The 15409-nt window shown below is 63.2% G+C and carries 14 protein-coding genes; all 14 read left to right on the plus strand.

The window, feature by feature from the left end; translation table 11 throughout:
• Positions 1 to 332 precede the first annotated feature (332 nt).
• The 14 genes from F0185_RS07105 to F0185_RS07170 all read left to right on the plus strand — a co-directional run bounded on the left by F0185_RS07105 (position 333) and on the right by F0185_RS07170 (position 15383).
• Positions 333 to 1196 (plus strand): carbon-nitrogen hydrolase family protein, encoded by an 864-nt coding sequence (locus F0185_RS07105; RefSeq protein ID WP_167222935.1) that lies wholly within the window; start codon positions 333 to 335, stop codon positions 1194 to 1196.
• Positions 1193 to 1984 carry an ABC transporter permease gene (locus F0185_RS07110; protein WP_223164463.1) on the plus strand — a complete coding sequence of 264 codons (792 nt, stop codon included), beginning with the start codon at positions 1193 to 1195 and terminating at the stop codon, positions 1982 to 1984. Before F0185_RS07105 ends, F0185_RS07110 begins: the two co-directional genes overlap by 4 nt.
• A complete protein-coding gene (locus F0185_RS07115; protein WP_167222937.1) occupies positions 1953 to 2957 on the plus strand; it encodes an ATP-binding cassette domain-containing protein in 1005 nt (334 codons plus the stop codon). Before F0185_RS07110 ends, F0185_RS07115 begins: the two co-directional genes overlap by 32 nt.
• 167 nt (positions 2958 to 3124) lie before the next feature.
• Entirely contained in the window at positions 3125 to 4336 is a 1212-nt protein-coding gene (locus F0185_RS07120; protein WP_223164464.1) for a coproporphyrinogen-III oxidase family protein, read from the plus strand.
• A 21-nt stretch (positions 4337 to 4357) separates the two neighbouring features.
• Positions 4358 to 5065 (plus strand): class I SAM-dependent methyltransferase, encoded by a 708-nt coding sequence (locus F0185_RS07125; RefSeq protein ID WP_167222939.1) that lies wholly within the window; start codon positions 4358 to 4360, stop codon positions 5063 to 5065.
• Positions 5062 to 5244 carry a hypothetical protein gene (locus tag F0185_RS07130; protein ID WP_167222941.1) on the plus strand — a complete coding sequence of 61 codons (183 nt, stop codon included), beginning with the start codon at positions 5062 to 5064 and terminating at the stop codon, positions 5242 to 5244. The genes F0185_RS07125 and F0185_RS07130 overlap by 4 nt, the downstream gene beginning before the upstream one ends.
• A 9-nt stretch (positions 5245 to 5253) precedes the next feature.
• Positions 5254 to 6120, plus strand: a complete 867-nt coding sequence (locus F0185_RS07135) for a carbon-nitrogen hydrolase family protein (RefSeq protein ID WP_167222943.1) — start codon at positions 5254 to 5256, stop codon at positions 6118 to 6120.
• 23 nt (positions 6121 to 6143) lie between these two features.
• A complete protein-coding gene (locus F0185_RS07140) occupies positions 6144 to 7655 on the plus strand; it encodes a B12-binding domain-containing radical SAM protein (protein ID WP_223164465.1) in 1512 nt (503 codons plus the stop codon).
• Positions 7652 to 8380 carry a DNA alkylation repair protein gene (locus F0185_RS07145; protein WP_167222947.1) on the plus strand — a complete coding sequence of 243 codons (729 nt, stop codon included), beginning with the start codon at positions 7652 to 7654 and terminating at the stop codon, positions 8378 to 8380. The genes F0185_RS07140 and F0185_RS07145 overlap by 4 nt, the downstream gene beginning before the upstream one ends.
• Positions 8381 to 8407: 27 nt before the next feature.
• The gene (locus F0185_RS07150; protein WP_267875995.1) at positions 8408 to 9505 is read left to right on the plus strand and encodes a DUF4872 domain-containing protein; all 1098 of its coding nucleotides are present in this window, start codon (positions 8408 to 8410) and stop codon (positions 9503 to 9505) included.
• A gap of 14 nt (positions 9506 to 9519) precedes the next feature.
• Positions 9520 to 12717 carry an excinuclease ABC subunit UvrA gene (locus F0185_RS07155; protein ID WP_167222951.1) on the plus strand — a complete coding sequence of 1066 codons (3198 nt, stop codon included), beginning with the start codon at positions 9520 to 9522 and terminating at the stop codon, positions 12715 to 12717.
• On the plus strand, positions 12710 to 13765 hold the full coding sequence (locus F0185_RS07160; RefSeq protein WP_167222952.1) for a BtrH N-terminal domain-containing protein: 1056 nt from the start codon (positions 12710 to 12712) through the stop codon (positions 13763 to 13765). Before F0185_RS07155 ends, F0185_RS07160 begins: the two co-directional genes overlap by 8 nt.
• On the plus strand, positions 13762 to 15114 hold the full coding sequence (locus F0185_RS07165; protein WP_167222954.1) for a phenylacetate--CoA ligase family protein: 1353 nt from the start codon (positions 13762 to 13764) through the stop codon (positions 15112 to 15114). Before F0185_RS07160 ends, F0185_RS07165 begins: the two co-directional genes overlap by 4 nt.
• A gap of 26 nt (positions 15115 to 15140) precedes the next feature.
• A complete protein-coding gene (locus tag F0185_RS07170; protein ID WP_167222956.1) occupies positions 15141 to 15383 on the plus strand; it encodes a ferredoxin in 243 nt (80 codons plus the stop codon).
• Positions 15384 to 15409 lie beyond the last annotated feature (26 nt).

A 15409-nucleotide genomic window follows, 5' to 3' on the forward strand; every position in this document is an offset into this window, starting at 1 on the left:
TGCTGGCCACGCGCTGGCCTGGAACGGTCGCGCGCCGGGCAAAGGGGGCAGTTAGCCGAATTGCCCATTGCGCATAAATGGCCGTCAATTATCGGCGGGAGAAAATGTAGCGCCGCCACCCTGATTTTTTGGAAACCCTACTACAACGCTTGGCCATCGAAATATTTTTTAAACAGGCAAGATTTTTATGTTCTAATATTTACAAGGAGACATTCAAAGAACAGGCGCACGTTTCAACGGCGATGCCTGTCGCGGATGTGCTGGATCGTCTATTCAATTTGCCGGGGATCTTATGCATCGTGTATTCGTATACTTCGTGCCAGGATGCAGCCATGAATAAGATCCGGGGAATATTCTCCGGACCGGCAGTCAAAGTCGCGGTGATCCAGCTATGCATACTTCATAATCAAACCGAAAAGAACCTGGAAGCCGCGGTCAAGCTGATCCACGAAGCCAAACTGGCCTCGCCCGACATCGTCTGCCTGCCCGCCGCATTCGCCACCGGCTTGAACTTTCCCTCCTTGAAACGCGATGCGCAAACCATCGACGGCCCTATCGTCACCACCCTGCGGGCGCTGGCGGCGTCGCTCGGCATTGCGCTGGTGTTCGGCTTGCTCGAACGCGACGGCAACGATATTTACGATGCGGCCGTGTATATAGACGAATCCGGCACAATTGCCGGGAGCTATAGAAGAAACAGTATCTGGGATGGCGAGCGCGATTATATTTCGCGCGGCGATCCGGCCCCGCTTATCGATAGCAAGCATGGCAAGATCGGATTACTGGTAAGTTATGATGTACGTTTCCCGGAGGCATCAAGGGGGTATTTCACAGAGAATGTCGATATCATTATCTGTGTCGCCAGCCTGTTCCATATTTATGGTTTTGCAGTCGAATCTTTATGCCGCGCCAGGGCCGCCGATAATGCCTGCTATTTCGTCTTTTGCAGTTGTGTTGGTGAAAATGGTTTTGCCATGCTGGAATATATGGGTGGCAGCCTGATCGCCGATGGAACGGTGATGAAAGTCGACGAGAATCGCGAACTCGACTTGCTCGCCCGCGCAGGCCAAAGGCAGCAAATCGTGCATGCCGACCTCTTGATCCGCCGCAAAAACAAGATCGGCAAGGAACTTCCCTACAAAGCCGACTATCTCGACAATTGGCAGCGGCCCGCGCACGGGGAATTGCAGGCATGAACGAGTTCGCGCCAAGCCGCGCCATGTCGTGCCGCTTATGGCTGATCGACCTGTACCGCCAGATCTATTGGGACATGGTGCAGTTCTTCCGCTATCGCCTGATCGTCGTCTCCACCATGCTGACCTCGGTCTCCATGGTCCTGTCCTTCGGCTTCGGCACCTCGCACGTGCAGGCCATGGGGCAGGGCGGATCGAGCTACTTCGCCTTTGCCCTGCCCGGCATCGTGGGGGTCGGCATCATGTTCAGCTGCACCTACACCATCGGCTACGCCTTCATCGTCGACCACAACCGCCGCGCGATGGAAGATATCGTCCTCTCGCCGCTGTCGTATGGCGGCTTTCTGCTGGGCCGCCTGATCGGGATGATGCTCAAATGCTCCCTGCAGTTCATCGCGGTCTTGCTGCTGGCGTCATGGATGTTCGGCGTCCACGTGGGCTTGCCGTGGCGCCTGCTGCTTGGCTTTGTCAGCGCCTGCCTGTTCTTCGGGGGCTTCGGCATCGTCGTGGCCTGCTTTACCAATGAAGTCTCGTTTGCCAGCGTGGTCAACCTGGTGCTGATACCGCTGACCTATATGTGCGGCGTGTTCTTCCCGCTCGAAAATTTCGGCTCGGCCCAATCGCTGATTTCGTGGCTGCCGCTCTCGGCCCAGGTCGACGTGCTGCGCTCGGCCATTTCGGGGGCGGCCGCCACCAGTTTCGCCCATAGCGCCGGCTTGTCGCTCGTGTACGCCGTGCTCATGATGGGAGGGGCGCTGTATGTTTTCAAGCACCGTGTCACCCGCCGCTAGCCTGCCAGCCGCCGTTCCGGCAGCGGGCGTGGCGCCTGTGCTGGAGGTGTGCGGCTTGCGCGCGGCGATCAACCAGCGCTTCGCCATCGCGGGCGTCGACTTTAGCCTGGGCCGCGGCGAGACCATCGCCATCATCGGCCGCAACGGTTCGGGAAAATCGTCGCTGCTGCGTTTGCTGTCCGGCCTGGCAAGTCCGGACGCGGGAACGGTGCGCATCGCCGGCCATGCCAGCACCGACTGGAACAAGACCGCGCGCCATCTGGGACTGGTGCAGCAATCGAAGGAAATGCCGGCCCACACCACGGTCGGCGAGTATGTCTTGCAGCAGATCGACCTGCGCCGCGCGCGTCGCGACAGCGCACCGCGCTTGCTGGCCATGGCCGGCCTGAGCGATTTTCTCAAGCACGATGTGGCGGCTTTGTCAGGCGGCAACCGGCGCAAGCTGCACATCCTGTGCGCGCTGGCACACGGTCCCGACCTGCTGTTGGCCGACGAGCCTTGCGCCGGCCTCGATGCGCAGTTCCAGAGCGACGTGATCGACTATTTGAACGAGCTCAAACAGCAACTGGGCATGAGCATGGTGATCGCCACCCATCAGCTGGAAGAAGTCGAGGCGCTGGCCGACCTGGTCGGCGTGATGGAGGGCGGGCGCCTGGTGCGCCTCGAACGGCGCAACCGGGAACACAGCGCGGACAGCCCCGCGAGCGACACATTGGCGCTCGACTTCGCCGACCGCACGCTGGTGGCGCAGCAGTGGACCCGCCTGGCCAGCCTGTTGCACGCGCTGCCTTACGTGGTCGATGCCACGCGCGAGGGCGAACGGGTGGCACTACGCTGCCGCAGCGGCGACGTGGCGCTGCTGTCGAGGACGGTCGGCGCGCTCGCCGAGCACGAAATTCATCTTCGCAACATCAAGTGGGCCGAGCCCGGAATGAAGGAATTGATTCAGGGGCGTGGCATGGGCGATCGCTAGCAGAGAGCAGTGCGGTCGGAATAGTGGACGGTCGTGTAGCAAACAACGAGGAGAGGCCTGTGATCAGCAATAACCGGGATTTGCCGTTTTGGAAAGAATATCCAGAGCGGGACAGCGAATGGGTTCGGCAATATCCGACCAAGCACGTTGCGGTTTCCGAAGAAGATGTGTTTCGCAAAGAGCCGATGGGCTTTTATGTCCATATCCCGTTTTGCAACCGGCTCTGTTTCAGCTGCCCCTACATCAAGCACCAGACCGACAAGAGCGTCACCCAGCGCTACGTCGATGCCTTGAAAAAGGAAATGTCGAACTATGCCGCGCGGCCGTATGTGAAAGAGCACCAGCTGACGGTCGGCTACATCGGCGGCGGCACCCCGACCGCGCTCAGCACCGAGCAACTGGTCGACCTGCTGACCCATATGAAGGCCGAGTTCGACATGAAGCCGGGCCTGGAAATCTCCACCGAATCGACCCCGCTCGATATCTCGGAACAAAAGGCCAGCGCGCTGCTCGAGCATGGCGTGAACCGCATCAGCCTGGGCGTGCAAACCTTCATCGACCAGGAACTCGAAGACCTCGGCAGGGCCGGCAACGCGGCCATGATCATCGATGCGATCAAGATGCTGCAACGGATCGGCGTGCCGCGCATCAATATCGACCTGATGCATGGCCTGAACGGGCAAACCATGGAAAGCTGGCATCAAAGCCTGCAGACCGCGGTCGACCTGGGCGTCTCCAGCGTGTCCTTCTATACCTATATGGAGTTCGCCCAGATCAGCACCAAGCGGCGCAAGCTGCCGCCCGTGCCGCCGCGCGAAACAGTCGACGAGATGTTCATCTACGCCGCCGAATTCCTGACCAGGAATGGCTACGAAGGCTACTTCGGCGACTGCTTCGCCTTGCCGGGCCAGCGGCCGGCCTACGGCAGCGTCACCTGGACCGAGGAATTCCCGATCATCCCGATGGGTCCCACCGCGACCGGGCACTTGAAGGATTACTGGTATTTCAACGAACCGAGCATCGAGCTGTATATCGAGGCCGTCAATGCCGGCCGCCTGCCGATCGCCATGGGCAAGCAGATCAGCGCGGAAGAATCGCTGCGTCGCGCCGTGATGCTGGGCATCAAATCGTCGCGCCTGGACCGCCAGCGTTTTCGCGAGCTGCACGGGGTCGACTTCGCCCACCTGTTCCCGGAAGAAATCGCCGACCTGCAAGCGAAGGGCCTGGTGCGCCTGACCGATGAGGCCATGGAAGTGGTGGGGCCGAAGGGCTGGTACTACATGGACAACATTTCCAAGGCGTTCTATTCGAAGGAATTCCGGCGCTACCCGCAACACCTGGGCGCCAATATTTCTCCCTTCATCATCAAGGCCGCCTGATTCCACAAGGAGCACACCAACATGATCAATGCAACCCTCTTTGATTTGGAAAACCGTGTCCCGCAGGTCAAGCCGTTTTCATCGATCGATGAAGTCCGCAGCTACGACCTGGGCATGCGCAAGTCGGCGCTGGTGGCCTACCTGAAGCCGGCCAAGCGCATCTTGAGCTACTGCAATGACACCAACCGCGACCTGTTCGAGGTGGGTACCGGCACCGGCCTGCTGTCGCTGTATGTGGGGGGCAAGCGGCCCGAGCACATCATCTCGAGCGTCGAAGAAAACGTCACCCTGCTGGAGGTGGCGGAAGAAAACCTGAGCCTGAGCGTCTGGTGCACCGCGCCGAGCAATATCGAGTTCGAGCTGTGCAAACTGCACAAGTTTCCCTTTGCGAATGCGAGCGCCGATATCGTCTACTCGTTTTCTTCCATGCATTTGTGGAAAAAGCCGGTCGAGACCCTCAAGGAGATCAGCCGCATCTGCAAGCCGGGCGGCGTGGTGCTGCTGTTCGACACCAACCGCCATGCGGAAGAGGGGCATATCACCTTCGTGCTGCAATTCGTCAAGGAAGGCGCGAACGAGTTCATGGATTCGCTGCGCGCCTCCTACAGCCCGCGCGAGGTCAAGGACTTGCTGGCCCAGGCCGGGCTGTCCGAGTGGCGCGTGTATGAGGACGAACTGGGCCTGGTGGTGTCCTCGGTGGTGCTGGACGACCTGGAGGAATGCCCGTGAACGACCGCGCCCAGACCGTGGAGCAAGCCATCGTCGCTTGCTTCGAGAAAGTCCTGGCGGCGTTCGGATCGAGCTTCGCCCTGATGTACTTCGGACCGGAATGGTTCTACACCGATGACGACGGGCGCGACCCGCCGCCGCCTGTGGCCCCCGTTCCGCACGACAACCGCCTACACTGAGACCGCCCTATGAAAGTCGGAATCGTACAGCTGGACTGCAAGATCAATCGCAGCGACAGCAATATGCGCCGCGCCGAGCGCTATATCGAACAGGCAATCGAGGCTGGCGTCGACCTCGTTTGCCTGCCTGAAGCCTTCCTTACCTCGGGCAATATCCTGGAAGTGGCCGACGTCGCCGTGGTCATCCCGGGCGCCGCCACCGAGGCCCTGGGGGCGCTGGCGCGCAAGGGGGGCATCAGCATCATCGCCGGCCTGCTCGAAAAGGATGGCGATGCCTACTACAGCACCGCCGTCTTGATCGGGCCCGACGGCGCCATCGGCGCCACCTACCGGCGCGTGCACTGCTTCGAGATGGAACGCAAGTACCTCGCCTGCGGCGACCAGTTCGCCTGCATCGATACCCCGCACGGACGCATCGGCCTGATCCTCGGCTACGACCTGAACTTCCCGGAAACCTGCCGCGCCCTGTACCAGGAAAAGGTGGACATCATCTTTTGCCCGGCCTTGATTCCGGAGCAGTTCTCGTACGTGACCAACCAGCTCCTGACCACGCGCGCCATCGAGAACCAGTGCTTCATCGTGTTCGTGTCCGGGGTAGGCACGAATGTGTATGCGGGCTTTAACTACATGGGCGAGAGCTGCGTCGTGGCCGATCCCCTGTTTCTCGAAGATGAGCTGTTCGACTTCGTCGACGGCGGCGAAACCCTGCTCAGGCTCAACCAGGACGAACAATTCCAGGTCATCGAACTGGACGTCGGGCGCTTGCAGCGCTATCGGGAAACCCGTTCCCTGATCGGCGATACCCAGCCCGACGTCTATCTGAACAGTTGGCAAGGCATCCATAGCCGCGCGGCTCTTTCCGGCAGTAACTCCTAACCAGGCCCATCATGCGAATTCTCTTGATCTCAACCAACAAGATCCGTGTGCCGCGGCCTGCGCTCCCGATCGGGGTCGCCTACATCAGCGCGGCCCTGAAGGCGGCCGGCCACGAGGTCCACATGCTCGACTTGCTGTGGGAGCCGCGCGAACTGAAGGCGGTGCTGTCGACCTTGCAGGAAATCAAGCCCGACGTGGTCGGCATCGCCATCCGCAATCTCGACAACCTCACCTTCATCGATCCGGTGTTCTTCGGCCCGATCACGCACAAGATCGTGCAGTGCGTGCGCAAGTACTCGACGGCCTACGTGGTCATGGGCGGCAGCGGCTTTTCGGTCGAGCCGAAAGACATGTTCCAGTACGCGCGTCCCGATTTCGGCATCGCGGGGGAGGGCGAGGATGCGATTGTCGAATTGCTGGACTATCTGCAGACCGGCAAAGGCAGCCTGACCACCATCTCCGGGCTGTGCTACATCGATCCGACCACCGGCTACTTCCACCAGAACCCGACCCTGGGCAAGGTCAATGTCAAGCTGCTCGTACCCGACCGCAGCATCTACGATCCGCGCTACTTCGAGGAAACGGTGGCCGCCGCCACCGATCTCACCCGCGACTACCAGCCGGCCATCGAAACCCTGCAAACCAAGCGCGGCTGCAAGCTGCATTGCTCGTACTGCATCATCAAGAAGACCGAGGGGCGCGGCAACCGCTTCAAGGACCCGCGCGAAGTGGTGGAAGAAATCCGCATTGCAATGGTGACCAACCCGATGGTGCGCGAATTCGAAATCGTCGACGCCACCTTCAACTATCCGCTCGACTATGCCATGGAAGTGTGCGAAGAAATCGTGCGCGCCGAGCTGAACGTGCCCTGGTACTGCCAGCTCACCCCGAATGCGATCACGCCCGAGTTCGTCAACCTGCTGGAACGGGCCGGCTGCATCCGGGTCGACCTGGGCACCGATTCGTTCTCGGACGCCTCGCTGGAACAGTTGATGAAGGGCTTCGACATGGCCAAGGTGGTCGAAGTCGACCAGCTTTTGCAAAAAAGCAAGGTTGAATTCACCCATTGCGTGTTCCTCGGCGGCCCCGGCGAGGGCTCGCGCGAATTGCGCGAGTCGGTGCTGGCCCCGACCAAGTACCTCAAGCCGAACCAGATCTACGCCAACCTGGGCATCCGCATCCTCAGCGACACCAAGCTGCAGCGTATCGCGGTGAAGAATGGCTTGATCGAAGAAGACCACAATATGTTCATTCCCACCTTCTACGTCGAGCCGGAGTTGCTGGAAGACCCGGCCACCCTCACGTTTGTCCGCGATATGTACTTGCAAAACAAGAACTGGTATCTGTGGTGGGGCTTGAAGGGCCAGGATCTGTACCAGCGCAGCAGGGAAACCATCAAGCGCGTCGACGACATGCACAAGGAATACCGGCACGCGATGCAGGGCGTCGAGCCGCTGATCCTGCCGCCGGTCAAGGCGCCGATCGCGACCCAGGTGCGCTTCATGCCGATGCCCCAGCAGGCGCCGGCGGCATGAGGCACGCGGCCATCATCGCCGAGCTGGAAAGCGCACTGCAGGCGAACGCGTCGGCGCAGCTGGCGCTCTCCCTGCAGCGCTACTTTCCCGAGCCGATCAGCGCGCTGGGCGTATCGAACACCGAGGTGGTGAAAATCGCCGCCCAGGCGTTCGCGCGCCATGCCGCGCTCTCGCCCGACGAATGGCTGGCGCTGGCCGATCATTTCGCGCACTCGCATGCGTATCACGAGCATTTCATCCTGGCCTCGGCGCTGGTGGCGAAAGTGGCGCCCGGCCTGGACGACGAAGGACGGCTGCTGGACCGCTTCCAGGCCTGGCTGGAGGCCGACGTGAGCAACTGGGCGCAGTGCGACGACCTGTGCATCAAGCCGCTCTACGTTTACCTCAAGCGCCGTCCGCACTTGCTGGAACGGATTTACGCCTGGGGCCAGTCCGACAGCCCGTGGTGCCGCCGGGCGTCGAACGTGGCCCTGGTCAAATTCGTGGGCCGCAGCGAGAATTTTGATCTTGAACAGATGTTCGCCAACTGCAAGCGCCTGCTGGCCGATGGCGACCCCTACGTGCAAAAAGGGATCGGCTGGATGCTGAAGGTGGCCAGCCAGTACGAATTGCAGCCGGTACTGGCCTTCGTGCGCAAGCACTTGTCGCTGATGGAGCGCCCGACCCTGCGCTATGCCATCGAAAAGCTGCCGGCCGAGATGCGGCGCACCTTCACCCAAGCTTGACCAGTCACAGAATTGAAAGGGTAACAAATGCACATACATGCCTATCAGCACCGGGCCGGTTTGAATTGCGAGACAACGTGCATGCGCAACGTGCTGGCCGTGCACGGGGTGGAGTTTTCGGAAGAAGTCTTGCTCGGCCTCGATGGCGGCTTCGGCTTCGGCTACTTCGAGCGGCGCGACAACGGGCCCGATATCGTCATCGGCCGCCAGCAGATCTTTTCCGGGCAGGCGCTGCGCCTGCTCGGCGTGCGGGCCAGGAGTTTGCAGGGCAGCGGCGCGGCCATCCTGCTCGATCAACTCAAGCTGGAGCGCCCGGTCATCGCGCGTGTCGACCTGAGCGAACTGCCGTTCTGGAACAGTCACGGGGGCGCGCCATTCGGCGGCTATTTCATCAACCTGGTGGGCCACGACGACGGCCAGTTCACGGTGTCGGACGCCGGCTTCCCGGACCTGCAATCCATCAGCGAAGACGCATTGAACCGGGCGCGCACCAGCAAGCGTTCGCCGCCGATCAATCCGGAGCGCTGGTGCCACGTCATCGAATCGGTGTGCGGCACGCCCGACCTGGCCCGGGTCGGCTACTTCGCGGTCGAAAATTGCGTGCGCGATGTGCTCAAGCCCAGCATCGGCAATCTCGGCCTGCCAGGCCTGAAGCAGTTCGCCGCCGGGGTGCGCAACTGGTCGCGCACCAAGACCGGCACGGTGAAGATGCAATTGTGGTCCGACGGCGGCGTCCACGAAGTGTCGGCGCTGGCTTGCCAGCTGCAGAGCCTGGGCCGGGCGATCGAAGTGTTCGGCACCGGCGGCGGCTTGTTCCGGCCCATGTGGAGCCGCTTCCTGCATACCTTCGGCGACCTGGTCGGCGACGAGCGCCTGCTCGACGCGGCCCAGACCATGACGTCCAGCGCCCACCTGTGGACCATGCTCGGCCGCAACCTGCTCGAGGTCGCCCCGGATAGCAGCCAGGCCGCGCTGGATCAGCAGCTGGCCGGGCTGGTCGAGACGATCGATCGCATCTACCAGCTCGAGCGCAAGGCCATGGACGGCCTGCGCTCGATCCGGCCGCTGGCCACGCGGGTGCCGCCCGCCGCCGCCCACCTCAACACCACTTCCAACTTCGCCTGAGAAAGCAAGCTGCCATGGCCAAAGATTACATCCGCCTGGACGGCGTGCGCACCCACAACCTGAAAGGGGTGAGCCTGCGCATCCCGAAAAATCAGTTGGTGGTCGTGACCGGCGTGTCGGGCTCCGGCAAGTCCTCGCTGATCTTCGACACCTTGTACAAGTACGCCAAGGCGCTCTACCTGGGCGCGCTCGGCAGCGCCAATATGGATGCCGGCGAGAGCGACTACCAGGTCGAGCAGATCGGCGGGGTGCAGGCGCCGGTGGCGCTGGAACAATCGACCCGGCGCCTGTCCAACCCGCGCTCCACGGTCGGGACCCTGCTCGGCATCGAGCGCTCGCTGCGGGTCCTGTTTGCCCGCTGCGGCGCGCCGGCCTGCCCGGCTTGCCTCGGAGCGGTCGATGCGCGCCTGCAGTGCGGCGCTTGCGGCTGCATTGCCGAGCCGCTTACGCCCAGCCACTTCAGCGCCAACCGCAAGGAGGGCATGTGCCTCGAATGCAATGGCATGGGACGGGTGACGGCGTTCAGCGAAGAGAAGGTGGTGCCGGACCGCGCGCGCAGCCTGACCTGGATCTGGGACAATGCGGTCGGCGGCACCTACAGCATTCCCAACGTGCGCAAGGTGTTCGAGGCCATGTGCGCCGACAAGGGCATTGCGCTGGACGTGCCCTACGACAGCTTGAGCGAGGCGCAGCGCGCGATGGTGCTGCATGGTTGCGAGGATACCTACTTCGTCTCGGTCGGCAAGGTGTCGAACAATATGCGCTTTGACGGCATTCTCGGCTACCTCGACAAGCAGTACCGCAATACCTCGTCCGCCACCCGCCGCGTGGCGCTCGAATCCTACCTGGGCGAATCGCATTGCACGGCCTGCGGCGGCGCCCGCCTGCGGCCGGAGTCGCTGGCCGTCAGGATCGCCGGCTACACCATCGCCGAGCTGCAGCAAGTGTCGGCCCGCCAGCTGGGCGAGACCTTGCAGGCGCTGGCCGGGAGCCTGGCGCTGTCGCCGGCCGCCGCCGAAGTGTTGCGCCTGTGCCTGACACAGTGCCGCAACCTAAGCGATGTGGGCCTGCCTTACCTGACCCTGGCGCGCAAGGTCACCTCCCTGTCCGATGGCGAGCTGCAGCGCATCCTGCTGGCCCAGCATGTCGCCTCCGACCTGAGCGGCGTGATGTATATATTGGATGAGCCGTCCATCGGCCTGCACGAACGCGATACCCGCAAGCTGTTGTCGGTGCTGACCCAACTGCGCGACATGGGCAACAGCGTGATCGTCATCGAGCACGACGAGACCATCATCCGCGCCGCCGACTGGCTGATCGAGATCGGACCGGGCGCGGGGCAGGATGGCGGCCAGGTGGTGTTCGAGGGCAGCTTTGCCGACATGCGCGCCAGCGCCGCCAGCCTCACCGCGCGCTGCCTGGCGCAGCCCCTTGGCCAGCGCCCCCGGCGCGACCTGTCGGGCGCGCCATGGTTCACTGTCGCGCCCAGCAACCGCAACAACCTGAAGGCCGCCAGCGCCAGCTTCCCGTTCAATGCGCTCACCTGCGTGACGGGCGTGTCGGGGGCCGGCAAAAGCAGCCTGGTGCGCAGTGTCTACGAGCAGGCCGTGCGCGCCATGGACGAGGCGCCGGCCGGCGAGTCCAAGCCATCCAAGGCCGCCAAGGGCGCCAGGGGCGCGGCCAGGACGGCCGGGCGCTTCGACAGTGTCGTCAACGTCGAGCAAAAGCCGATCGGCCGCTCCACCCGCAGCACCATCGCCACCTATATCGGCATCAGCGACGATATCCGCGACCTGTTCGCCGCCCATCCGCAAGCGGCGGCCGCCGACCTCGGGCGCGCGCACTTCAGCACCAATGTCGCGGGCGGGCGCTGCGAAACCTGCAAAGGCCAGGGCGAGGTGGAAGTCGATATGCACTTCCTCAAGAGCGACTACGTGGAATGCCCGGAATGCAATGGCATGCAATTCCATGAGGACGTGCTGGCGATCCGTTGGGAAGGCAAGAATATCCATGAACTGCTGGCCCTGTCGGCCAATGAGGCGCTCGGCTTTTTCGCCGGACACGACCAGCCCCAGTGCGAGCGCATCGGCAAGGCGCTCGGCCTGTTGACGGAATTCGGCATCGCCTACCTGACGCTGGGGCAGTCGACCACGAGCCTGTCCGGGGGCGAGGCGCAGCGCATCAACCTGGTCGCCGAACTGGCCGCCAAGAAGGCCGGGCACACCCTGTACATCTTCGACGAACCGACGCGCGGCCTGCACATGGCCGACCTGGCGCACCTGACGCGCATGGTCGATGGCTTGCTGGCCCAGGGACATACGGTACTGATGATCGAACACAATATGGACATGATCTGGCTGGCCGATCACGTCATCGATGTCGGTCCGGAGGGCGGGGAGCAGGGCGGCAACGTGCTCTACAGCGGCAGCATCGATGGCTTGCTCGAATGCGCGGCCAGCTATACGGGACGCTACCTGGCCCAGTACCGGGACCAGCGCAGCGGGGCGGCGCCGGCGCCGACGGCGTCTTCCGCAGCGCGCGATGGCTTGCCGGCCCGCACCAGCGCCACGCTGGCCCAGGCCGGCGCGCTGCATTTCCCCGCGCCGGCACAATTCCAGCACACCTGGGATGCGGTCACGACCCTGGCCGATTCGGTGCGCGACAGCGACAGCGCCGCGCTGCTGACCGAGTTCCTGGGCGCGGATGCCGGCAGCGAGCAACTCAGCGGCCTGAACCGGGTGCACCACGCGGCCATCTATCTCGGCGACTATGAGAACGACCAGGACGTGTTCGCCTGGTTCGCCTTCCTCGACCAGCTGGCCCACGCCGGGCTGGTGCGCGGCGTCGAGCACGGCCCGTCCTACATCGCGCCCAAGCAATACGGCACTCCCGGCTGGTGGGCATCGCTGGAACGGGCGGACGGCTTCGTGATCGAGATGTTCTGCTGCCGTGCCTTCGGCCCGTGGCTGGAACGCACCCCCGTCCAGCGCGCCCGCCTGATGTCGCACGCCGCACTGGCCGTCAACGAGCGCGAGCAAGTGCTGCCGACCCTGCAAGCGCTGGCGCGCTCCCAGCCGCAGGTGGAACTGATCGCCTTCACCGAAGGCGATGAGCTCGGTCACTGCTACGGACACTTACGCAACAACCACAACAATTTTGTCATTGAGCTGGTCCATAGCCATGGGGCGGCACGGGAGAACATTCATGTCTGAAGTTAAGTTCAAGCCCTTCTCGGGCGTGCATTGCGAATCGACCATGCTGGTCAACCTGCTGGGGCAGCAAGGCATCGCGCTGTCCGAAGACATGGTGTTCGGGCTTGGCATGGGCCTGTCCTACATCCACTGGCAATCGAGCGGCATGCCCTATCCCTTCATCGGCGGGCGGGTCAAGCCCGATCTGCTGGCGGAAAACCTGTCCGCCGTGCTGGGCGTGAAGTTCGATGTGCGCGAGTCGTCCTCGGACTCGCGCGCCATGAACAATGCGCTCGGCGCACTTGAAGAAGGCAAGCTGGTCGGACTCAAGCTCGATCACTACTACCTGGAGTATTTCCAGGAAAAGGCGGTGCATTTCCACGCCCACTACGCCACCATGTACAAGGCCGACGAGCAGGGCGCCTGGCTGGTCGACACCGAGGATGCCAAAGGCGGCGGCTATACCAGTTTCGACAGCCTGACCGAAGCGCGCTCCGCCAAGGGACCGATGAGCTCGAAAAGCCTGTCGGTGACCGTGGCCGACGGCCCCTGGCTGGCTGAACTGCGCGAGCACCTGGCGGACAGGCTGCCGACCGCCTTCTTTATTGCGCTGGCCGCCAACGCGCATACCTACCTCCATCCGCCCATCAAGAACATGGGGTACAAGGGCATCCTGACGACCAGCGAAAAGATCACGAGCTGGCTCGACGAGATCGACAACCCGGGCGAATCGCTGCCGATCATCGCCATGTTGATGGAGCGCGCCGGTACCGGCGGGGGCATGTTCCGGAAAATCTATGCGCGCTTCCTCCAGCAGGGCAGCAAACTGACCGGCGTCAAGGCGCTGGCCCCCGCGGCCAAGGAGTTCGAGGCCATCGCCGGCCTCTGGACCGAGGTGGCGCAATTGATCGAGCGCGCAGGCAAGAGCGGCAGCAAGGATGCCCTGGCCAGCGCCAGCAAGCTGCTGGCCGAGATTTCCGGGCGCGAGCAGGCCCAGTTCACGGTGCTCGAAGCGCTGGCGCGCGAGGCCATCGACAAGGCCCCGTCGACTGAAGGAGCGCGGCAATGAACAAGCCGGTCAACCGCACGCCGGCCGATGGCGCGGCCCGCATCCTCGACACGCTGCGCATGCGTGAGCGCATCGCGGCCCAGGTCGATGCGCTATTCACGATGCAGAGCGCGCCGTTTCGCCAGTGGCAGGGCGAGGCCCTGCATGCCGCCGTCGCCCACGCGGCCGACGCCTCGCCGTTCTATCGCAGCCATCTGGCGAGCAGCGCGCCAGCCTTCTTGCGCTCCGGCCAGGTCAAGGACTTCACCGCTTTGCCTTTCACCACCCGCCAGCATTTGCACGACGCTTATCCCTTCGGCATGCTGGCAGTGAGCCAAGATGCGCTGGTGCGCTTCGGCGAAAGCTCGGGCACCAGCAGCGGCACCTCGATCGCGGCCTTCTTCACCGCCGAGGATTGGTTCACCAATAACTGCACCGTGGCGCACATGCTGCAGCAGGTATTGACGCCGCACGACGTGGTGGCGGTCGCCGTGCCCTATGAACTGGCCGGCGTGGGCCAGGACCTGGACCGCGCGCTGGAACTGATCGGCTGCACCGTGGTGGCGCTGGGCGCGTCGCCCCAGTTCTGCCCGCCCGAGCGCATGGTGCGCATCCTGCGCGACGCCGGCGTGACGGCGCTGATCTGTTCCGGCACGCGCGCGCTGCACCTGTCCGAAGTGGCGCAGCAACTGGGGATCGATCCGCGCCGGGACCTGAAAGTGAGCAAGCTCTTGTGCGCGGGCGAGGGCTCCTCGCCAGCCAAGCAAGTCATCCTGCGCGAAACCTGGGGAGCGGAAACCTTCGCCATGTTCGGCATGACCGAGACCAATACCCTCGGCATGTTTTGCAGCGCCAATCAACTGCACCTGATCGAAAACCGCTCCTACTTCGAACTGATCGATCCGGCCAGCGGAGCACCGTGCGCGCCCGGCGTGGCCGGCGAGCTGGTGGTGACGACCCTCAGTTCGCGCGCCTTGCCCCTGATCCGCTACCGTACCGGCGACCTGGTGCATATCGAGCAGGCGCCGTGCACCTGCGGTTCGCCCTTCCACACCATGCGCCACATGGGCCGGGTGGCCGACCACATCGTGGTGCAGGGCCGCAGCATGAGCATGCTCGCGCTGGAACAGGATGTGCTGAGCGAGCTGACCAGCGCCCCGTATCACTTCGGGGTCAAGGTGGTTGACGAGAAACTGCATATTGGCTTGACCGAGAACAACTACGGCGAAGAGGTGCGCGCGCGCGTCGCGGCCCGCTTCGTCGCCCAGCACGGCCTGGAAGTCAATTTCTTGCTGATGGACAAGGACAAAGTCGACAAGGCGGTGCGCAACGCCGTCAAGCCGACGATGCAGAGTATCTATCTCAACTGACGTGACACCCCGATGGAGAGAGCGACATGGCCACGATTGAACTACGTACCGCAATGAACGCCGCCGGCAAATTCTATGTCGACGATTCCTGTATCGACTGCATGGTTTGCAAGGACATGGCGCCGAACAACTTCGCTCTCGACACTGCCAGCGAGACGTATTACGTCTCGCGCCAGCCGGAAACGGAGCAGGAGCTCGACGATGTGACCGACGCCATGGATTCCTGTCCGTGCGCCGCGATCGGGGACGATGGCCCGGCGCCGGCCTGATGGCCGGCGCGGGCAGGGACCCGGGT

This window comes from Massilia rubra, assembly GCF_011682065.1.
Classification (GTDB): Bacteria; Pseudomonadota; Gammaproteobacteria; order Burkholderiales; family Burkholderiaceae_D; genus Telluria_A; species Telluria_A rubra.